Genomic DNA, 18,890 nt, shown 5'->3' with positions numbered 1-18,890 from the left:
CCGAGGCCCGCGCCCGGCCCACCGCACCCGGCAGTCCGGTCACCGGCGGCCCGGTCACCGGCGGCACGCCGCCGGTCTCGCCGGACCCCGGCACCCCGTCCGGCACCACCACCCCCTCCGACCCGGACGGCCGCAGCCCGGCCACGACACCGAGCCCGAGTTCCCCACCCGAACCGACGGGTCTCCCCCAGGGTTTCCGCACCTACGCCGCCCCCGAGGGCTTCTCCGTCGCCGTGCCGGACGGCTGGCGTCCGGTGCGCACCACCCGCGTGTCCGACCTGGCCTACCGCGTGGTGCTCGGCGCGGACGGCGACGACCGCACGCTCGCCGTGACCTACAGCGCGCGGGTCGGCCCGGACCCGGTCGCCGTCTGGCGCGAGGACGTCGAGCCCGGCCTGGTGGCCGCCGGCGGCTACCGGCGGCTGGGCGCGATCCGCCCGACGACGTACCAGGGCCGCGAGGCCGCCGACATGGAGTGGACCGCGACTCTGCGCGGCACCCGCGTACGCACCTTCGGCCGCGGCTTCCTGATCGGCGGTGGCCAGGGCTTCTCCCTGCGCTGGACCACCCCGTCCGCCGACTTCGACACGGCCGCCAACCGCCGGGCCCTGGCCACCGCCCTGAGCACCTTCCGGCCACCGGCGGCCTGAGCGGACGGCATGACCGGACCGTCGGAGGGGCCGGCCCGAGGTGGACGGCATGAAGGGCGCCCGCATGAAGGCCGGCAGGATGGGGCCTGCCTCGAAGAGTAGCCGTCCGTCTCAGTCCTGCCGCCGTGGCGCCCTCAACGTCCGCAGGGAGCCGCCGTGCAGCGGCCGGGTGTGCCAGCGGGCGGTGAAGGTGCCGGGCGCGAGGGAGCAGGTGACCAGGAGGTGGTGCGGGGTCTCCAGGAACAGGACGTCCAGCGTCAGCGTCCCGGCGTCCGTCCAGCCGCCGCTCACCGCCGTCGGGACGGGTTCCTCGGTGACGGTCCACTCCGCGCCGCCGAGTCGCAGCGGGAGGTCGTGACCGTCGTCGGTGAGCGTCACCGTCCAGCCGTCGGGGTCGGCTCGGACGGCGACCGCCGACAGTCCGGGCTGGTCCGGGCAGCCGCCGTCGGCCGGGACGAAAGCGGCGGCTGCCCAGCTCTCCGTCCGGTCCGGCGGGGCGGGCCTGCCTGGGGCCGGGGGCAGCGCGAGCCCGGCCAGCCGCTCCCGCAGGGCCGCCTCGGCGTAGTCGCGGCCGGTCAGCGGCTGTGACCCGAACGCGGGCAGCAGATGCTCCCAGACGAGGTCCAGCAGCTCCTGCATCCGCTCGGTGGCGGCGGTCGTCGCGATCACCGCGTCGTGCTCGGGCAGCACCAGGCAGAACTGGCCGTAGGCCCCGTCGCCCCGGTAGCCGTGCCGGGACATCCAGAACTGGAGGCCGTACCCCTGGTCCCAGTCCTGGCGGTCGGCGCCCAGGACTCCCGCGGTCGGGATGTGCGGGCGGCTCGCCTGTGCGACCCAGCCCTCGGGCAGCAGCCGCTCGCCCTGCCAGACACCGTCGCGCAGATACAGCTCGCCGAGCCGGGCGAGGGCGTCGGTCGTGGCGTGCAGTCCGCTGAAGCCCAGCTCGCGGCCGGTGCGGTCGCGCAGCCAGGCCGCCTCGCCGATGCCGAGCGGGTCCAGCAGCCGCGGCCGCAGATACGCGGTGAGCGGCTGTCCGCCGGTTTTCTGGACGATCGCCGCGAGGGTGTAGGTGGCGAGCTGGTTGTAGGCGAAGACGGTGCCGGGGTCGCGGTCGGGCGGCAGCAGCAGGAAGCCGCGCACCGGTTCGGCGGGGTCGAGGGCGTAGGCGGCGTCGACGGTGTCGGCGACATGGCCGCTGGCCATGGTGGCCGCATGCCGGACGGTCAGGGCGCGGCTGCGCGGATCGGTGATGTCGTCGGCGAACTCCGGGAAGTACGAGATCACCGGGTCGTCGAGGCCGATCAGCCCCTCGGCGGCGGCGATCGCGACGGCCGTCGCCGTGAAGCTCTTGCTGATGGAGTAGAGCAGCTGGGGGCGTTCGGGGCGGTACGGCGCCCACCAGCCGGCGGTCACGACATGGCCGTGCCGCAGGATCATCAGGCTGTGCGGCTCGATCTCGGGGGCGGCGTCGAGGGCGTCGAGGAAGGCGAGGACACCAAAGGCGTCGACGCCCTGGGCGGCGGGAGGACTCGAAGGCAGCGGGCGCGCACTCATGGGGGCATCCTCTCGTCCCGGCGGTCCGCGGGGCGAGGGGTCCGGCGGGCCACCCGGTCGGCCCGTTTTCACTTCGTGGGTCCGGGGACTCGCCTGTTCATGGTGCAAATCGGATACACGATGATGACCGAGCAGGCCGGCCCGCGTGAGCTGGTCGAGCACGTGGCACGGGCCGAGGAGGTCGGCTTCGACTTCTCGGTGACCTCGGACCACTACTTCCCGTGGCTGCGCTCGCAGGGTCACTCCCCGTACGCGTGGAGCGTGCTCGGCGCGGCGGCGCAGGCGACCTCGCGCATCCCGCTGATGACCTACGTGACCTGTCCGACGTTCCGCTACCACCCGGCGGTGGTGGCGCAGAAGGCGGCGACGATGCAGTTGCTGTCGGAGGGCAGGTTCCGGCTCGGCCTGGGCTCGGGCGAGAACCTGAACGAGCACGTGGTGGGTGGCGGCTGGCCGTCGGTCGAGGTGCGGCACGAGATGCTGACGGAGGCCGTGGAGATCATCCGGGCGCTCTTCGAGGGCGGGCACGTCAGCCGCCGGGGTCCGCACTTCGACGTGGAGTCGGCCCGCCTGTGGGACCTGCCGGACGAGCCGCCCCCCATCGGCATCGCCGTCTCCGGTGACCGCTCCTGCGAGCTGGCGGGCCACCTGGCGGACCTCGTCATCGCCACCGAGCCGAAGAAGGGCCTGCTGGACGCCTTCGACCGGCACGGCGGCACCGGAAAGCCGCGGGTGGGCCAGCTCCCGGTCTGCTACGACACCGACCGCGACGCGGCGATCAAGCGGGCGCACGCGCAGTTCCGCTGGTTCGGCAACGGCTGGAAGGTGAACTCGGAGCTGCCGCATCCGGACTCGTTCGAGTCGGCCACGCAGTTCGTCACCCCGGAGGACGTGGCCGCGTCGATCCCGTGCGGTGACGACCCGGAGGCCTTCGTCGAGGCGGTGCGCCCGTACGCCGAGGCCGGTTTCACCGAGATCGCGCTGGTGCAGATCGGCGGCGAGTCGCAGCCGGAGTTCCTGGACTGGTCGGCGAAGACCCTGCTGCCGGCGCTGCACGACGCGCTGGACTGACCGCACGACGGCAGCCGGGGATTCGGCAAAGCATGCCCAAGGGCGCATATAGGCTTCCGGTCTGCATTCTCACCGACCGAGCCGAGACCAGGAGAGTCACCCTTGAGCGTAGCGATCGCCCCGGCCGAGCCGTCCACCGCGCCCCTGGACGGGTCCGAGCTCGTCGCACGGGACGCCGCCGAGTTCGGGGCGTACGCGCGCACCGGCGGCTGGGCCTTCGGTCTGAAGGTGGCGCGCAGTGTGCGGCCCGGCGGGCAGTCCGCGGAGGGCACGCCGAAGGTGTCCGCGAAGGAGTTCGCGGAGCTGGCGGGGTGCTCTCCGGAGCGGGTCATGCGCTACTACCGGGCCTGGGACCGGGCTGCGGACGACGGCATGGTGCCGCACTTCGAGGCGCTGGCGCCCGGGCAGGAGGTGGAGCTGCCGGACGCCGACGTGTGGCTGAACTACTACGTCGCCCGCTCCAGCGCCGCCTCCGAGCGCGGCACCGCCATCGCGGAGGCCGCCGAGGCCGAGGGCATCCGCCCGACGAAGGCGCTGGAGGTCGCCGAGAACCCGACCGCGCTGCGCGCCGCGATCCTCGCCGACCCGTCCACCGCCCGCGCGGCCCGCCGCGCCCTGCTCGACCGGGTCCGCGAGGACCCCGAGCTCCAGGCGGAGCTGGCCCGCGACGTCGTGCGCACCGACGATCTGAAGAAGGCCGTCGCCAGCGAGAGCCGGTCGGCCGACCGCATCGGCTACGTCCGGCAGATCGCCGAGTCCGGTGTGATCCGCACCCCGGCCGGGCAGACCGTCGACGCTCCCGCCCCGCTGCGCGAGGAGGCCGAACGGCATCTGTCGCTCATCGACGAGCTGGAGGAGGACGAGGACGCCGGCGAGTGGGCCGCCGAGGCCTACGACACCTTGAAGTCCCTCGTCGTCGAGACCGTGGAGGCCGATCCGGAACTGCGGCTGCGCGAGCGGCGCACGAAGTTCTACAGCGGCCTGCAGAAGGCCACCAAGGCGTTCGAGGAACTGACCTTCGACGACGCCCGCGACTTCTACGAGGACGACATGGTCAAGCAGCTGGAGGAGCTTCAGCAGGCGATCGGCTCCTGCCTCTCCGCGCTGCGCGGGGCTCGGGAGAATCACCCGGAGGGCTGAGCATCATGTGCGTGGAGGGGGTACCAGAAGGCTCTACGCCCGTACTCACCGGAGGCCTTCAGGTGAACCCCTTCGTGCACAGGACCCTGGTCATGCAGCTCCAGGCCGGCACCACCGACCGCTTCCCGGTCCTCGCCCACCTGGGGTACGACGCCGAGGATCCGTTCGCCGTCACCGCGATCTTCAGCCACGACGGCCGGGTGCTCGCCCGGTGGCGCCTGGACCGCGAGATGCTGGCCGAGGGGCTGCGCCGGCCGGTCGGCATGGGCGACGTCCGGATGCGCCCGGAGTCGACGGGCCACTGGGAGGAACTGCGCCTGGACTTCTTCGGCGACCCGCGCGCGGACGGCGGGCACCACCACGCGGTGGTGTTCGCCTGGGCGCCGGCGATCGCGGGCTTCCTGCGCGACACGTACGCGGTGGTGGCGCCCGGCGAGGAGCGGATCCTGGTGGACGACTTCCTGGCAGAGGTCATCGCGGAGGGCTGAGCCGACGGCTGGGCCGGCGGCCGGGCGGAGGTGATCGCGGAGGGCTGAGCGCCGGGTGAGTTCGCGGCCCGAGTCGCGGGCGCGCCGGGCGGCGCCGAGTTGAGTAGGCGTACTCATGTCCGGGGTCGGCGGCCGCCGCCACGATGGGGCTCCCACGAAGAGGAGTCCGCCGATGTCCGCTGTCTCGCTCCACCCCGGTCCGCGCCGCGTCCTGCCCGCCGTCCTCGCCGGGGTGGTGGTCCTGGGGGTGGCCGTCTCCGCCTGGGCGCCGTACGACCGGGCCACCTGGCTGCTGGAGACCTTCTGGATCTTCCTCGGCCTGCCGCTGGTCGTGCTGACCTGGCGGCGGTTCCCGCTGACCGGACTGCTGTGCGCCCTGCTGGCGGCGCACGCGCTGGTGCTGGCGGTCGGCGGCCACTACACGTACGCGCGGGTGCCGGCCGGCGACTGGGTGCGGGACGCCTTCGCGCTGGAGCGCAATCCGTACGACCGTCTCGGGCATCTGACGCAGGGCTTCGTACCGGCCGTGCTGGTGCGGGAGCTGCTGGTGCGGACCTCGCCGCTGCGCGGCAGCCGCTGGCTCGCTCCGCTCACCGTGTCCGCCTGCCTCGCCTTCAGCGCGGTCTTCGAGATGCTGGAGTGGGCGGCGGCCGTGATCGGCGGCGAGGCGGCCGACGACTTCCTCGCCACGCAGGGCGACGTGTGGGACACGCAGTGGGACATGTTCTGCGCGCTGATCGGTGCCACCGCCGCCCTGCTGCTGCTCAGCCGGCTGCACGACCGGCAGCTGGCGGCCCTCAGCGGCTCGTGTGCCGGTGGCGCGTCCACATCGGTATCCCGAACCAGCACAGCAGGTACCACAGCAGGACACCCGTGACCAGGTACGGGACGTAGGGGTCGTGGGTCGCCACGCGCAGGATCAGCAGCAGCGAGGCGGTCGTGGTGGCGAGCAGCAGGACCAGCCCGACGAGGGTCAGCCGGGAGGCCCAGTGCACCGCCTGCGGCTTGATCTGCCGGCCCGCGACGAGCCGGTGCAGGGAGACCGGCCCTATCAGGGCGCCGGTCGCGGCGGCGCCGAGGACGACCGTGACGATGTAGATCGTCCGGTCGGTGTCCGAGAGATCGCGGTAGGTCGGGGTGAACACGACGGTCAGCAGGAAACCGAACAGGATCTGGACGCCCATCTGGGCGACGCGCACCTCCTGGATGAGCTCGCCCCACATCCGGTCGGCTCTCTCCTCCTCCGTCTCGTTGCGCCCCCTGGGCCTCTTCGCGCTGTCTTCCACGGTCGCCACGACAATTCCTCCCCGATGGGAACGACCCGATGTCCTTCCCCTCCGGGTTCCCCCTCGGCGGCCAAATTGTCCCCGCCGAGGGGAGTCCGTGCGACCGCGGCTACCAGCGGCCCTCGACCTGCTCCTTGATCCGCCGGTCGTACAGGTCGCGGATCGCGTCGAGGGTGGTGTCCGGCAGCGGCGGCAGCGTGGCGGCGGCCGTGTTGGCGCGGGCCTGCTCGGTGGAGCGGGCGCCAGGGATCACCGTGGTGACGCCGGGCTGCTGGACGACCCAGCGCAGTGCCAGCTGGGCCGGGGTGTACCCCTCGGGCGCGAGGGCGGAGAACTCGGCGGCGGCCTCGACGCCGGTGGCGAAGTCGACGCCGGAGAACGTCTCGCCCTGGTCGAAGGACTCGCCGTGCCGGTTGTAGGTGCGGTGGTCGTTCTCCGGGAAGACGGTGTCCTTGGTGTACTTGCCGGACAGCAGGCCGGAGGCGAGCGGCACCCGGGCGATGATGCCCACACCGGCCTCCCGCGCGGCCGGGAGCACCTGGCGCAGCGGCTTCATCCGGAACGCGTTGAGAATGATCTGCACGCTGACCACATGGGGCCGGGCGATCGCGGTCAGCGCCTCCTCACAGGTCTCCACGCTGACGCCGTAGGCGGCGATGCGCTCCTCCTCGACGAGGGTGTCGAGGGCGTCGTACACCTCGTCGGAGGAGTAGACGGAGGTCGGCGGGCAGTGCAGCTGCACCAGGTCGACGCGGTCGACGCCGAGGTTGCGGCGCGACCGGTCGTTCCAGGCCCGGAAGTTGTCCAGGACGTAGTTCTCAGGGATCTGGTCGACGCGGCGGCCCATCTTGGTCGCGACGAGGACGTGCAGATCGGGCCGGCTGCGCAGGAACGTGGCGATGGTCTGCTCGCTGCGTCCGTCGCCGTAGACGTCGGCGGTGTCGAAGAAGGTCACCCCCGACTCCGCGGCCGCCTCCAGCACCGCGAGGGCCTCCTTGTCGTCCACGTCGCCCCAGTCGGCGCCCAGTTGCCAGGTGCCGAGGCCGATGACGGACGCCCGCTGGCCCCATCTGTCGAATACACGCTCTTCCATGGCGTCAGTCTGTCACCCGGCCGCCCATAGTCCGGTCACGACCGCTCCGGTGCCGTTTCGGAGATCCATCACTCGGACGGGTGAGGCCCGGCGAGCGGTCGCCGGGCCCTGCGCGCCCCGCCCCTAGCGTGAGCCCGTGACCGATCACTGGACCCGGCGCGGCTTTCTGCGCTCCGCGGCCGCCGTGGCCGCCGTACCCGCCCTGACCGTGGCCGACGCCGCCGCGGCGGCCGAGGAGCTGCCGGACTTCCCGGCGGACGTCTCGCTGTACCGCACGCGCTACCGGAACTGGGTCGGCGAGATCACCGCCACCGGCCTGTGGGCGTGCGCCCCGGCCGGTGCCGAGCAGGTGGCCGCCGTCGTCAACTGGGCCTGGCGGCACGGCTGGAGAGTCCGGGCGCGGGGCGCCTCGCACGGCTGGTCGCCGCTGACGATCCCCGAGGGGACCCGCCCCGACGCCCCCGTCCTGCTCGTCGACACCGCCCCGCACCTCACCGGCCTGGCCCTGGAGTCCCCCACCTCCGTCCGCGCCGGGACCGGAGTCACGCTGGAGGCGCTGCTCACCTTCCTGGAGGAGCACGGTCTCGGTCTCACCGCCTCGCCCGCGCCCGGTGTGCTGACGCTCGGCGGTGCCCTGGCCATCGGCGCGCACGGCACCGCGGTCCCCGCCGAGGACGAGACCCGGCGGCCCGGTCACACCTTCGGCTCGCTGAGCAATCTGGTGCTGTCGCTGACGGCGATCGTCTGGGACGAGGCCCGTGGCGCGTATGTGCCGCGCACGTTCCGGCGGGACGAGGCGGACTGCGCGGCGCTCCTCGCCCATCTGGGCCGCGCCCTGGTCACCGAGGTGGTGCTGCGGGTCGGCGCCGACACCTCGCTGCGCTGTGTCAGCCGTACCGACATCCCGGCCGGGGAGCTGTTCGCGGCGCCCGGCAGCCGGGGGCGGACGCTGGCGAGTTTCCTGGACCGGTCGGGCCGGGTGGAGGCGATCTGGTTCGCCTTCACCGAGCATCCGTGGCTGAAGGTGTGGAGCGTGGCGCCGACGCGTCCGGCCGGGTCGCGGCATGTCACGAGTCCGTACAACTACCCGTTCTCCGACCGTCTTCCGACCCCGGTCGCGGACCTGGTCGGGCGGCTGGTGTCGGGCGCGGCCTGGTCCCTGGCGCCGCTGCTGGGCGTCGCCCAGTACGAGGCGGCGGCGCTGGGTCTGGTGGCGACGGGGTCTGCGGACATCTGGGGGCCGTCGAAGAACACGCTGCTGTATCTGCGGCCGACGACGCTGCGGGTGCACACCAACGGGTACGCGGTGCTCACCTCGCGCGGCCGGGTGCAGGACGTGGTCGCCGCGTTCACCGGGCACTACCGGCGGCTGCTGACGGCGTACGCCGCGCGCGGCCGGTTCCCGGTCAACGGGTCGGTGGAGATCCGGGTGACCGGCGTCGACGATCCGGCGGACGCCGGGGTGAGCGGCGCCCGCGCGCCGCTGCTGTCCGCGCTGCGGCCGGTGGAGGGGCACCCCGAGTGGGACACGGCGGTGTGGCTCAACGTGCTGACGCTGCCGGGGACGCCGTACGCGGAGGCGTTCCTGCGGGAGCTGGAGGAGTTCGTGATGCGGACGTACGACGGCGGGTCCGGGCTCGCCCGGGTGGAGTGGTCGAAGGGCTGGGGTTACACCGAGCGGGCCGCCTGGGGCGACGAGCGGGTCGTGGCGGAGGCCGTGCCCGCGACCTTCGGGGACGGGTCGTGGGCGCGGGCGGCCGGCGTTCTCGGCCGGCTCGACCCGCACCACGTGTTCGGCAACGCCTTCCTCGACCGGTTGCCGCTGTGAGCGCTCAGCCGTCGGCGGACGGGGTGCCGGGCGCCGTGCGGAGCTGTCTGCGGACGGACGGCGGGCCGGCGGTCGCGAGGACCTGTCTGCGGGATGACCGGCTGCCGCCGCGCGTGCTCACCTGCGGGCGGACCCGGCGTGGGCGTGGGCCGCACGGGCCAGCTTCGGGCCCAGCCAGCGCTTGAACCGGCGCAGCGCCGCCAGCCGTCCGGCCGCCCGGTCGAGCCGGTGGTACAGCCGCGGCGGGAGGTGCGGCAGCAGCGGCGAGTGGCGCTGGCCGAGCAGGGCGAACATCTGGTCCGGCGGCAGGTGGATGTAGCGCGGCAGGTTCTCGTACCACCGGGCGCTGTAGCGGGCGGCGCTCTGCACGGGCAGCAGGGCCGCCTTGCGCTCCCGCTCGTAGCGGGCGAGGGCGCGCGGCACGTCGGGTTCCTCGCGCAGGGCGCCGGCGAGGGCGATGGCGTCCTCCAGGGCGAGGGTGGTGCCGGCGCCGACGGAGTAGTGGGTGGTGTGGGCGGCGTCGCCGAGCAGCACCAGGTTGTCGCGGTACCAGGTGCGGTTGGTGAGGGTGCGGAAGGTCAGCCAGGTGGCGCTGCCGTCGGCCGGGGAGCGGCCGATGAGCCGGTGGCCGTCGAGGACGTCGGCGAAGAGTTTCTCCAGCAGCACCAGGCCTTCGGCCTCGTCCGCGCGGTCCAGGCCGAGGCCGGTCCAGGTCTCGGGGGAGCATTCGACGACGCAGGTGCTGCGGTCGGCGCTGTAGCCGTAGCCGTAGCACCAGATCCAGCCGTGGTCGGTCTCGACGAAGCCGAAGGTGAAGGCGTCGAAGACCTTGGTGGTGCCGAGCCAGATGTAGGAGTTGCGGCCGGCGGTCACCTCGGTGCCGAAGTGGTCGGCGTAGCGGGTGCGCAGTGCGCTGCGGACGCCGTCGGCCGCGACGACCAGGTCGGCCGTGGGCAGCCGGTCGACGGTGACCTCGTCCCGGTACTCCAGGTGGACGCCCAGGGAGCGGGCCCGGGCGGCCAGGATCTCCAGCAGCTGGTGGCGGCCGATGCCGAAGCCCTCGTCGCCGGTGTGCCGGGCGGTGCGGTCGCCGACGTGGGCGACGCCGTCGCGCCAGCGTACGGACGCCTCGTCGAGGGCGCGTGCCGACTCGGGGTCGTGCTGGTGCAGCCGGTCGAGGAGTCCACGCCAGTAGGTCACGCCCCACCCGTAGGTGAAGCCCTCCGGGTTGCGCTCGTGGACGGTGATCTCGTGGGACGGATCCTGGAGCTTCAGCAGGATCGACAGATACAGGCCGGCGGGCCCGCCGCCGACGCAGGCGACCTTCACAGGCACCTCTGACTCTTACTCAAAGCGGTCATGGGGCAACGCACAGTAGCAGGGCGGGGGTGCGGTCCGGCGGCCCCCGGAATCACGCCAGTTTCAGGGCGTGAGCCAGGCCACGGGCGACGCGGTCGCGCGCGAAAGATCATGGATCATGCGGCCGCACCGGGAAGGAATTCCCCGTTCCGGGGCTTGTGGAGCGCTCCCACGGCAAGATCATCTTCGTTCAACCTTGCACGACATGTAGGCACTTGTCCGATTCGGAGCCAACCGGTCTCGCGGGATTTCTCCCGCTTGCGACCGGGCGGATAGGCATACGGGGTCGTCAACCCGACACACCTCATCAACCCGACAACCTCACCCACTCGATCTCCGGGGAGACCCCATGCCCGAACTCAGTCGCCGCCGCGCCCTCACCACCGCGGCCGCCCTCGCCGCCGCGGCCGGCACCACCGCCGCCCTCGCGCCCCAGGCCACCGCCGCCGGCCATCACCACGGCTCGCCCGACACCTTCGACGAGGTCTACAAGGGCCGCCGGATACAGGGCCGCCCGGCCACCGGGGGCCACCAGCACCACGGCGCCGGCTACGCGGTGTTCATCGACGGGGTGGAACTGCATGTGATGCGCAACGCCGACGGCAGCTGGATCAGCGTCGTCAGCCACTACGACCCGGTGCCCACCCCGCGCGCCGCCGCACGGGCCGCGGTCGACGAGCTCCAGGGCGCACGGCTGCTGCCGTTCCCCGCCAACTGATCCGCCCCGCAACGCCTCTTGGAGCACTCGCACATGACCGTCCGGAAGAACCAGGCCACCCTGACCGCCGACGAGAAGCGGCGGTTCGTCGCCGCCGTCCTGGAACTCAAGCGCAGCGGCCGCTACGACGCCTTCGTCACCACGCACAACGCCTTCATCATGGCCGACACCGACAACAGTGAACGCACCGGCCACCGTTCACCCTCGTTCCTGCCCTGGCACCGCAGATACCTCCTGGAGTTCGAGCGGGCCCTTCAGTCGGTGGACGCCTCGGTCGCGCTGCCGTACTGGGACTGGTCCGCCGACCGCACCACGCGGGCCTCGCTGTGGGCGCCGGACTTCCTGGGCGGCACCGGACGCAGCCTGGACGGCCGGGTGATGGACGGCCCGTTCGCCGCGTCCGCCGGCAACTGGCCGATCAGCGTAAGGGTCGACGGGCGCACCTATCTGCGCCGCTCGCTGGGGACGGCCGTGCGAGAGCTGCCGACGCGGGCCGAGGTGGACTCGGTGCTGTCGATGGCGACGTACGACATGGCGCCCTGGAACAGTGCCTCGGACGGCTTCCGCAACCACCTGGAGGGGTGGCGCGGGGTGAATCTGCACAACCGGGTCCATGTGTGGGTCGGCGGGCAGATGGCCACCGGGATGTCGCCCAACGACCCGGTGTTCTGGCTGCACCACGCCTACGTCGACAAGCTGTGGGCCGAGTGGCAGCGCCGCCATCCGGGCTCCGGCTACCTCCCGGCCGCCGGGACGCCGAACGTGGTCGACCTGAACGAGACGATGAAGCCGTGGAACGACACCACCCCGGCCCAACTCCTCGACCACACCCCGCACTACACCTTCGACACGGACTGACGGTCCATCCGGCAGGCATCGGTGCGCAGGTCACGGGTACCCGCCCGAAACCAGTTCGACGAACGACGAAGGAGTGATCGACGCATGTCGCAGGTCGAGGAATCCATCGAGGTCGCCGTCCCCGTGCACACCGCGTACAACCAGTGGACCCAGTTCGAGACGTTCCCCGAGTTCATGAACGGGGTCGAGCGGATCGAGCAGCGCTCCGACACGCTCACCCACTGGGTGACCAAGGTCGACGGGGTCCGGCGGGAGTTCGACGCGGAGATCACGGAGCAGGTCCCCGACGAGCGGGTCGCCTGGACGACCGTCGCCGGGGAGGCACGGCAGGCCGGCGTGGTGACCTTCCACCGCCTCGACGACGACCACACCAAGGTGATGCTGCAGATGGACTTCCATCCCGACGGCGCCACCGAGACCGTCGGCGACAAGCTGGGCTTCGTGAAGCGGCAGACCAAGGGTGACCTGGAGCGCTTCAAGCGGTACATCGAGGACCGCGGGCACGAGTCCGGCGGCTGGCGCGGTGTGGTCTGAGTCCGCCGCGCCTCACCCGGCGGCCGCGTCGCGGCACTCCGGGTGGCCCCAGCCCTGCGCGTTCTTGGCGATGGGCTCGCCGGCCGCGTAGGACCGGCCGCACAGGCAGCGGCCGGGGAACTTCGCCTTGATGGTGCGCGTCGCGCCGCCGCTCTTCCGGGCCGCCGGAGGGCGGCGGCGCGGCGTTCTGGCGGCCGGGGCGTCAGGGGCGGCCGGCGGCTCCGGTGAGCCGAGGCCGCTGCCGGCCGGCTCCTGGACGGAGGCGGCCTGGCTGGCGGCCCGGTCCGCGAAGTCGTTCAGCGGGTCGCCGTCGACCTGGTGGGCGGGGACGTAGCGGAACTCGACCGAGCGGCCGTCCAGCAGTTCGTCGATACGCACCACCAGGTCCTGGTTGGCGACCGGCTTGCCGGCGGAGGTCTTCCAGCCGTTGCGCTTCCAGCCGGGCAGCCAGGTGGTGACGGCCTTCATCGCGTACTGCGAGTCCATCCGGATCTCCAGCGGCACGGCCGGGTCGGTCGCCGCGAGCAGCCGCTCCAGGGCGGTCAGTTCGGCGACGTTGTTGGTGGCCCGTCCGAGCGGGCCCGCCTCCCACCGGGCGGGAGTCTCCGTCTCGTCGGCGACGACCCAGGCCCACGCCGCCGGTCCGGGGTTTCCCTTCGAAGCCCCGTCGCACGCGGCCACCACTCGTTCACGCATGCGCCCGATCATGCCATGGACGGGCCGGGTCCCCGGAAACGGCGGCGGGCCCGCACCTCAGGTGACGTCGACGGTCGGGGGCGTCTCCCCCTCGGTGGTCGTGACGTCGATCACCGAGAAACTGGCTCCCTGCGGATCGCCGAGCGCGGCGAACCGGCCGAAGGGCGTGGTCATCGGGCCGAACCGCAGCACCCCGCCGCGCTCGGTCGCCTTGGCGACGGCCGCGTCGCAGTCGGGAACCGCGAAGTACACGTTGATGTACGGGGTGATCTCGGGCGGGAACTCCTCGGTCATCTCCATCCGGCCGAGGACCGGGGCGCCGTCCGCCTCGTAGACCCGGAAGTCGATCTCCTGGTCCCGCATCTCCTTCACCTGGTACGGGAAGACGGCGGGGAAGAACGTGTCGGCCTTCTCCGGGTCGCGGGTGAAGACCTCGGCCCAGCAGTAGGCGCCCGGTGAGCCCATCTCCGCCTCAAAGCCCTCGTGGGTGCCGGCCTGCCACACACCGAAGACGGCGCCGCTCGGGTCGCGGGCCAGGCACATGGTGCCGAAGTCACCGACCGTCATCGGCTCCATCAGCAGTTCCCCGCCGTGCGCGCGGATCTTCTCGGCGGTGGCGGCGGCGTCCGGCGAGGCCAGGTACAGACACCACTGGGACGGGGCCTCCTGGCCCGGCATCGGCGGGACGATCGCGGCGACCGCCTTGCCGTCGTGGTAGGCCTCGGTGTAGTTGCCGAGCTCCGTCGCCGACTCGCCGAAGGTCCAGCCGAGGACCTCGCCGTAGAAGGTCTTGGCCCCTTCGAGGTCGGTGAACATCGCGTCGGCCCAGCAGGGGTGTCCCTCAGGTTTCACGGCCATGATCGCGGCCTTCTTCCGGTTCGCGGTGGATGGTCCGCTTTCTCACGCTAGTCATCACGGGGGCGCATCGCGCGCCGAGCCGTTTGACGTGCACCTGCTTCATTCGCCGGCGTACGCCTTGTCCAGGGCGGCGATGTCGAGCTTGCCCATCGACATCATCGCCTTGGTGGTGCGGGCGGCCTTCTCGGGGTCCGGGTCGCCGACCATCGAGATCAGCCGGTCCGGGACCACCTGCCAGGACACGCCGTACTTGTCCTTGAGCCAGCCGCAGGGGCCGGGCTCGCCGCCGCCCTCGGTCAGCTTGTCCCAGTAGTGGTCGACCTCGTCCTGGTCGGCGCAGAAGATCTGGAAGGAGATCGACTCGTTGAACGTGAACTCCGGGCCGCCGTTGAGCGCGACGAACTTCTGGCCGTTGGCGGTGAACTCGACGGTCAGCACCGTCCCGGCGGGTCGCAGGGCGCCTTCCGGGTAGCGGGTGACGGTGCCGACCTCGGAGTTCTCGAAGATCGAGACGTAGTGGTGGGCGGCTTCCTCGGCCTGGTCGTCGAACCAGAGACACGTGGTGAAACCGTCGGTGGTCATGGCTGCCTCCTCGGTGCGGAAAACGCGGTCATCACTGTCGACCGCCACCGGCCGCGAAACTCATCGGTGCGCCGGTCATCGATCCGGACGGCCGTACCGCACCCCCACGGGCGGGGCGGCCGGGCGGGCGCTCCGCCCGTGGCGAATCTGCCGCGGGCAGAGAAAGTCCCGGCGGGCCCGGTCCGGGGGCAAGGGTGGAGTCGACGGCATCCGTGCCACGACGAGGAGGACCGATGACTCCATCCACCACGTTCGCACCGCGGTCCGAGGAGGGTGACACCCCCCGGACCCGCTTCGACGACCAACTCGCCGCACAACTGCTCGATCGGCGGATCGTGTTGCTCGGCACCCAGGTCGACGAGGTCTCCGCGAACCGGGTCTGCAGCCAGTTGCTGATCCTGTCCGCCGAGGACCCGCGCACCGACATCTGCCTGTTCGTCAACAGCCCGGGCGGCTCGGTGCACGCGGGGCTCGCGATCTACGACACCATGCGGCTGATCCCCAACGACGTCGCGACCCTCGCGATGGGATTCGCGGCCAGCATGGGGCAGTTCCTGCTCACCGTCGGCGCCCGCGGCAAGCGGTACGCGCTGCCGAACGCGCGGATCATGATGCACCAGCCGTCGGCGGGCATCGGCGGCACCACCGCGGACATCGAGATCCAGGCGGACAACCTGGAGTTCACCAAGCGGACCATCGAGCGGATCACCGCCGAGCACACCGGCCAGAGCCCGGAGACCATCTCCCGCGACGGCGACCGCGACCGCTGGTTCACGGCCGAGGAGGCCAGGGAGTACGGGATGGTGGACCGGGTGGCGACGTCCCTCACGGACCTCCTCCCGGCCAGGACGCGGCGACGGACGGGGCTGTAGACATGGCGAGTTACACGATTCCGCACGTGGTCGAGCGGACCCCGCAGGGCGAGCGCTCGTACGACGTGTTCAGCCGGCTGCTGTCGGAGCGGATCATCTTTCTGGGCACCGAGATCGACGACGGCGTCGCCAACGTCGTCATCGCGCAACTCCTCCATCTGGAGTCGGCGGCGCCGGAGAGCGAGATCGCGGTCTACATCAACTCGCCCGGCGGCTCGTACACCTCGCTGATGGCGATCTACGACACCATGACGTTCGTACAGGCGCCGATCTCCACGTTCTGCGTCGGCCAGGCGGCGTCCACGGCGGCCGTGCTGCTGGCCGGCGGGGACGCCGGGCGGCGGTTCGTGCTGGAGCACTCCCGGGTGCTGCTGGGCCAGCCGGCCAGCGGCGGACGGCAGGGCACGGTGTCCGACCTGGCCCTCCAGGCCAAGGAGATGGTCCGGGTCCGCGCCCAGGTGGAGGAGGTGCTGGCCCGGCACACCGGGCACGACATCCCCACGCTGCGCGCGGACATGGACCGCGACAAGGTGTTCACCGCGTCGGAGGCGGTGGCGTACGGGCTGGCCGACGAGGTGCTGAGCCGGCGTCTCACGACGGTCTGAGACGCCGGCCGGGCAGCGGCCTCAGGCGGCCAGGCAGAGCCCGTCGTACGACGAGGTCGTCGTCGCACGCGTCGGGCCGGCCCGGCGGGAGGTGAGCCGGACCAGCTCCCGCTGGGCCAGCGCCAGCAGGTCGCCGAGGCCGAGGCCCAAGGCGCCGGCGGCGGCCGCCAGCACCTCCGAGGAGGCCTCCTTGCGGCCCCGCTCCACCTCCGACAGGTACGGCATGGAGATGCGGGCCGCGTCGGCGACGTCCTTCAGCGTCCGCTCCTGCGCGAGGCGTTCGCGGCGCAGGACGTCACCGACGAGGTCGCGCAACAGCGGCTCCTTCGCGGTCCGTTCGGGCGCCGGCCCGCGGTGGGGCGGGGCGGCGGGACGGGGGCGGAGAGGGATGACACGGGCTTCGTCCGGGGCGTGGTTGGTCACCTTCCCAGCCTAGGAGCGTCAGGCCGCACGGGAAGGGGGCGGCGTTCCGCCCTCGGTGGAATGGGGCGAAACGCCCGTGCGGTCAGGGGCCGGTGGAGACGCCGTACGTCGTCTCCACCAGGAGCGTGCCGTGCGTCGGCTGCCGGGTGACGGCGACGGAGGCCGTCCCGGCGAGTCCCGTCGCGACGGCGGTCAGCGCGGCCACCACCACCGCCGTCACCGCCGCGCTCAGGGCGGCGAGCGTGCGGAAGGAGCGCACGAGCCGCCACTGGAGCCCGGCGAGCCGCACCAAGTGCCACTCCCGAAGCGGTGAGCGGGGCCCGGTCTCGGCGGAGGAAGGCCGAGCCGGGCGAGGCCCAGGGCCTCGGCGTCCACCGCGGTGAGCGTCACGGTGGTCTCCGCGGGGCCCGCGGACAGCGACCGCAGTCGCGCGAAGCCCTCGGTCTGCCGCACCGGCGCCGTCCCCCGTACCCCGGTGACGGCCAGGTCGGTGCCGTGCGCCCGGACGTCGACGGTCCAGGTGGTGCGCCGCGGGGCCGGGTCCGTGCCCGGGCGGAAGGCGAAGCGGAAGGTGCCGTCCTGCCGTCCCCTGCGCAGAGGCCCGGCAGGTCTCTTCCAGCGTCCGGGTGACGACGGCGCCGGCCCGTGGCCCGGCCTGGCTGACGGCCGGGGCGGCCGGCCTCCGCTGCATGCCGCCGGCCCGGGACGGAGTGCCGTCGGCGTAGCGCACGTCTCCGGCCAGTCGGTCGTCCAGGTGCTCGGCGGTGTCCGTGGTGCCGCCCTGCCGTCATCGGTCGAGCAGGCCGTCGCTCGGGCGCGGCTCCAGGGTGTGCCGGACGCGGGCCCGCCAGGCACCGGCCTCGGCGGTGAAGTCCACCCGGGTGGTGAGCGTGCGCGGCGGGTGGGGGTCGTGTGCCTCGCTCTCCCAGGGCAGGTCGGGGGTGGCGGCGCGGGGGTCCGCGGCCCGCTCCGAGGGCCCCGGCCGGCCCGCCGCGGCGTTCACTCCGACGAGGCACAACAGGGCCGGTCCGACCGCGCCCAGCCGGCGCGGCCCCGCTCCCGGGCGTTCCCCCATGCGGCGCTCCCCCGGACGAGTGCCGCGCACGCAGCGCTCGGGGTGGAGGGCCGGCAGGGCGCGCGCACCGGATGTTTCGCGCCGCCTCGGTACCAAGAGCGCATGGTCGGCGACAGCGCGGGTACCCGCAGAGAGGCGTCGTCATGACGCAGCACGCACGCACCAGGACGGCAACACCCGAAAGAGGCATTCGTCGCACCATGAGATCCGTGGGAGAGACAATGGACACCGCCACCGCTGTGACCGGGTCTGAGGCACCGTTCGTCGAGAGCGGGGCGCGGGGCGGGACGGAGTCGGAGCCGGCAGTCGTGGACCCGCGGACCGTGGCACCGCGCGACGCCCGGGAGCTGTCCCGGCAGTTCTTCCGCCGGCTGACGGAGCTGGAGGAGGGCACGCACGAGTACCAGTACGCGCGCAACACCCTCATCGAGATGAACATGTCGCTGGTGCGGTTCGCCGCCGGCCGCTTCCGTGGCCGCGGCGACGACATGGAGGACATCGTCCAGACCGGCATGATCGGTCTGATCAAGGCGATCGACCGGTTCGACCTGTCCCGCGAGGTCGAGTTCACCTCGTTCGCGCTGCCGTACATCGTCGGCGAGATCAAGCGGTTCTTCCGGGACACCACCTGGGCGGTGCACGTCCCGCGGCGGCTTCAGGAGCTGCGGGTGGAGCTGGCCAAGGCCCGCGAGGAGCTGGCGAGCCGGCTGGACCGCGAGCCGACCGTGGCGGAGCTGGCCACGCTGATGAACATCTCCGAGCGCGAGGTCGTCGAGGGCCAGATCGCCGCCAACGGCTACAACTCCTCCTCGCTGGACGCCGCCCTCACCGGTGACGGCCCCGAGAACGGCGAGGCCGTGCTGGCGGACTTCATCGGCGTCGAGGAGCACGGGCTGGCGCTCGTCGAGGACTTCCAGTCGCTGGCTCCGCTGATGGCGGAGCTGAACGAGCGCGACCGGCGCATCCTGCACATGCGGTTCGTGGAGGAGGCCACCCAGGCCGAGATCGGCGAACAGCTCGGCTGCTCGCAGATGCATGTGTCCCGGCTGCTCAAGCGGATCATCGTGCGGCTGCGCGAGGGGATGCTCGGCGAGCTGGACCGCGTCTGAGGCACCACCTACGAGGCCCCGGCGTCCCCGGGGCCCTTGCCGTCCGGGCGGCTCATGGATGCGAGGCCGCGCCTGACAGTCGGCCGGCGCA

General features: G+C 72.6%; 22 protein-coding genes. 12 read left to right on the top strand and 10 right to left on the bottom strand.

Translation table 11 applies throughout. The features are described from left to right. Positions 1–650: serine/threonine kinase C-terminal domain-containing protein (locus ABT232_RS22550; RefSeq protein WP_502975444.1), on the top strand; the 650-nt coding region annotated here is incomplete at its 5' end. A 111-nt stretch (positions 651–761) separates the two neighbouring features. On the opposite strand, the gene ABT232_RS22545 is transcribed toward ABT232_RS22550, so the two are convergent. Next, on the bottom strand, positions 762–2,204 hold the full coding sequence (locus ABT232_RS22545; RefSeq protein ID WP_351842618.1) for a serine hydrolase domain-containing protein: 1,443 nt from the start codon (positions 2,202–2,204) through the stop codon (positions 762–764). A 99-nt stretch (positions 2,205–2,303) separates the two neighbouring features. Here ABT232_RS22545 and ABT232_RS22540 point away from each other — a divergent pair, with 99 nt between their 5' ends. The 4 genes from ABT232_RS22540 to ABT232_RS22525 all read left to right on the top strand — a co-directional run bounded on the left by ABT232_RS22540 (position 2,304) and on the right by ABT232_RS22525 (position 5,780). Continuing rightward, positions 2,304–3,275 carry an LLM class F420-dependent oxidoreductase gene (locus tag ABT232_RS22540; protein ID WP_351842616.1) on the top strand — a complete coding sequence of 324 codons (972 nt, stop codon included), beginning with the start codon at positions 2,304–2,306 and terminating at the stop codon, positions 3,273–3,275. A 102-nt stretch (positions 3,276–3,377) separates the two neighbouring features. Next, complete coding sequence (locus ABT232_RS22535) at positions 3,378–4,415, top strand: hypothetical protein (RefSeq protein WP_351842614.1); 1,038 nt, start codon at positions 3,378–3,380, stop codon at positions 4,413–4,415. Positions 4,416–4,477: 62 nt separating this feature from the next. Continuing rightward, positions 4,478–4,903: an SsgA family sporulation/cell division regulator gene (locus ABT232_RS22530; RefSeq protein WP_351842612.1), complete on the top strand. Its 426-nt coding sequence runs from the start codon at positions 4,478–4,480 to the stop codon at positions 4,901–4,903. Between the two features lie 172 nt (positions 4,904–5,075). Beyond that, positions 5,076–5,780 carry a DUF2238 domain-containing protein gene (locus ABT232_RS22525; RefSeq protein ID WP_351842610.1) on the top strand — a complete coding sequence of 235 codons (705 nt, stop codon included), beginning with the start codon at positions 5,076–5,078 and terminating at the stop codon, positions 5,778–5,780. Here the strand turns inward: ABT232_RS22525 and ABT232_RS22520 are convergent. Further along, positions 5,701–6,126 carry a DUF6328 family protein gene (locus ABT232_RS22520; RefSeq protein WP_351842632.1) on the bottom strand — a complete coding sequence of 142 codons (426 nt, stop codon included), beginning with the start codon at positions 6,124–6,126 and terminating at the stop codon, positions 5,701–5,703. The two genes, ABT232_RS22525 and ABT232_RS22520, sit on opposite strands and share 80 nt — an antisense overlap. A gap of 172 nt (positions 6,127–6,298) precedes the next feature. Further along, complete coding sequence (locus ABT232_RS22515) at positions 6,299–7,282, bottom strand: aldo/keto reductase (RefSeq protein ID WP_351842608.1); 984 nt, start codon at positions 7,280–7,282, stop codon at positions 6,299–6,301. 136 nt (positions 7,283–7,418) lie between these two features. Between ABT232_RS22515 and ABT232_RS22510 the strand changes: the two genes are divergently transcribed. Further along, the gene (locus ABT232_RS22510; RefSeq protein WP_351842606.1) at positions 7,419–9,110 is read left to right on the top strand and encodes a cholesterol oxidase substrate-binding domain-containing protein; all 1,692 of its coding nucleotides are present in this window, start codon (positions 7,419–7,421) and stop codon (positions 9,108–9,110) included. A gap of 117 nt (positions 9,111–9,227) precedes the next feature. Here the strand turns inward: ABT232_RS22510 and ABT232_RS22505 are convergent, their stop codons facing one another. Continuing rightward, positions 9,228–10,439 carry an FAD-dependent monooxygenase gene (locus tag ABT232_RS22505; RefSeq protein WP_351842630.1) on the bottom strand — a complete coding sequence of 404 codons (1,212 nt, stop codon included), beginning with the start codon at positions 10,437–10,439 and terminating at the stop codon, positions 9,228–9,230. Positions 10,440–10,818: 379 nt separating this feature from the next. Between ABT232_RS22505 and melC1 the strand changes: the two genes are divergently transcribed. From melC1 to ABT232_RS22490, 3 genes are all read left to right on the top strand, one after another. Beyond that, complete coding sequence (gene melC1 / locus ABT232_RS22500; RefSeq protein WP_351842604.1) at positions 10,819–11,187, top strand: apotyrosinase chaperone MelC1; 369 nt, start codon at positions 10,819–10,821, stop codon at positions 11,185–11,187. Between the two features lie 33 nt (positions 11,188–11,220). After that, on the top strand, positions 11,221–12,045 hold the full coding sequence (gene melC2, locus ABT232_RS22495; protein WP_351842602.1) for a tyrosinase MelC2: 825 nt from the start codon (positions 11,221–11,223) through the stop codon (positions 12,043–12,045). An 84-nt stretch (positions 12,046–12,129) separates the two neighbouring features. After that, complete coding sequence (locus ABT232_RS22490) at positions 12,130–12,579, top strand: SRPBCC family protein (RefSeq protein WP_351842600.1); 450 nt, start codon at positions 12,130–12,132, stop codon at positions 12,577–12,579. A 12-nt stretch (positions 12,580–12,591) separates the two neighbouring features. On the opposite strand, the gene ABT232_RS22485 is transcribed toward ABT232_RS22490, so the two are convergent. The 3 genes from ABT232_RS22485 to ABT232_RS22475 form a co-directional block, all read right to left on the bottom strand. After that, on the bottom strand, positions 12,592–13,287 hold the full coding sequence (locus tag ABT232_RS22485) for a ribonuclease H family protein (protein WP_351842598.1): 696 nt from the start codon (positions 13,285–13,287) through the stop codon (positions 12,592–12,594). Positions 13,288–13,332: 45 nt separating this feature from the next. Beyond that, entirely contained in the window at positions 13,333–14,133 is an 801-nt protein-coding gene (locus ABT232_RS22480) for a VOC family protein (RefSeq protein WP_351842596.1), read from the bottom strand. A 99-nt stretch (positions 14,134–14,232) separates the two neighbouring features. Next, complete coding sequence (locus ABT232_RS22475) at positions 14,233–14,715, bottom strand: VOC family protein (protein WP_351842594.1); 483 nt, start codon at positions 14,713–14,715, stop codon at positions 14,233–14,235. Positions 14,716–14,948: 233 nt separating this feature from the next. Between ABT232_RS22475 and ABT232_RS22470 the strand changes: the two genes are divergently transcribed. Then, on the top strand, positions 14,949–15,587 hold the full coding sequence (locus tag ABT232_RS22470) for an ATP-dependent Clp protease proteolytic subunit (RefSeq protein WP_351842592.1): 639 nt from the start codon (positions 14,949–14,951) through the stop codon (positions 15,585–15,587). 2 nt (positions 15,588–15,589) lie between these two features. Continuing rightward, on the top strand, positions 15,590–16,192 hold the full coding sequence (locus tag ABT232_RS22465) for a ClpP family protease (RefSeq protein ID WP_351842590.1): 603 nt from the start codon (positions 15,590–15,592) through the stop codon (positions 16,190–16,192). 21 nt (positions 16,193–16,213) lie between these two features. On the opposite strand, the gene ABT232_RS22460 is transcribed toward ABT232_RS22465, so the two are convergent. The 3 genes from ABT232_RS22460 to ABT232_RS22450 form a co-directional block, all read right to left on the bottom strand. Beyond that, positions 16,214–16,615 carry a helix-turn-helix domain-containing protein gene (locus ABT232_RS22460; RefSeq protein WP_351842588.1) on the bottom strand — a complete coding sequence of 134 codons (402 nt, stop codon included), beginning with the start codon at positions 16,613–16,615 and terminating at the stop codon, positions 16,214–16,216. Positions 16,616–16,697: 82 nt separating this feature from the next. Continuing rightward, positions 16,698–16,907: a hypothetical protein gene (locus tag ABT232_RS22455; RefSeq protein ID WP_351842586.1), complete on the bottom strand. Its 210-nt coding sequence runs from the start codon at positions 16,905–16,907 to the stop codon at positions 16,698–16,700. Between the two features lie 495 nt (positions 16,908–17,402). After that, complete coding sequence (locus ABT232_RS22450) at positions 17,403–17,690, bottom strand: hypothetical protein (RefSeq protein WP_351842584.1); 288 nt, start codon at positions 17,688–17,690, stop codon at positions 17,403–17,405. Positions 17,691–17,911: 221 nt separating this feature from the next. Between ABT232_RS22450 and ABT232_RS22445 the strand changes: the two genes are divergently transcribed. Beyond that, positions 17,912–18,799: an RNA polymerase sigma factor SigF gene (locus ABT232_RS22445; protein WP_351842628.1), complete on the top strand. Its 888-nt coding sequence runs from the start codon at positions 17,912–17,914 to the stop codon at positions 18,797–18,799. The last annotated feature ends 91 nt before the right edge of the window (positions 18,800–18,890 follow it).

Origin of the sequence: Streptomyces sp. NPDC001532 (genome assembly GCF_040298625.1) — a bacterium.
Lineage (GTDB): Bacteria > Actinomycetota > Actinomycetes > Streptomycetales > Streptomycetaceae > Streptomyces.
The sequence above is the reverse complement of the archived record's forward strand: the minus strand, read 5'-3'. Positions and strand labels throughout refer to the sequence as shown.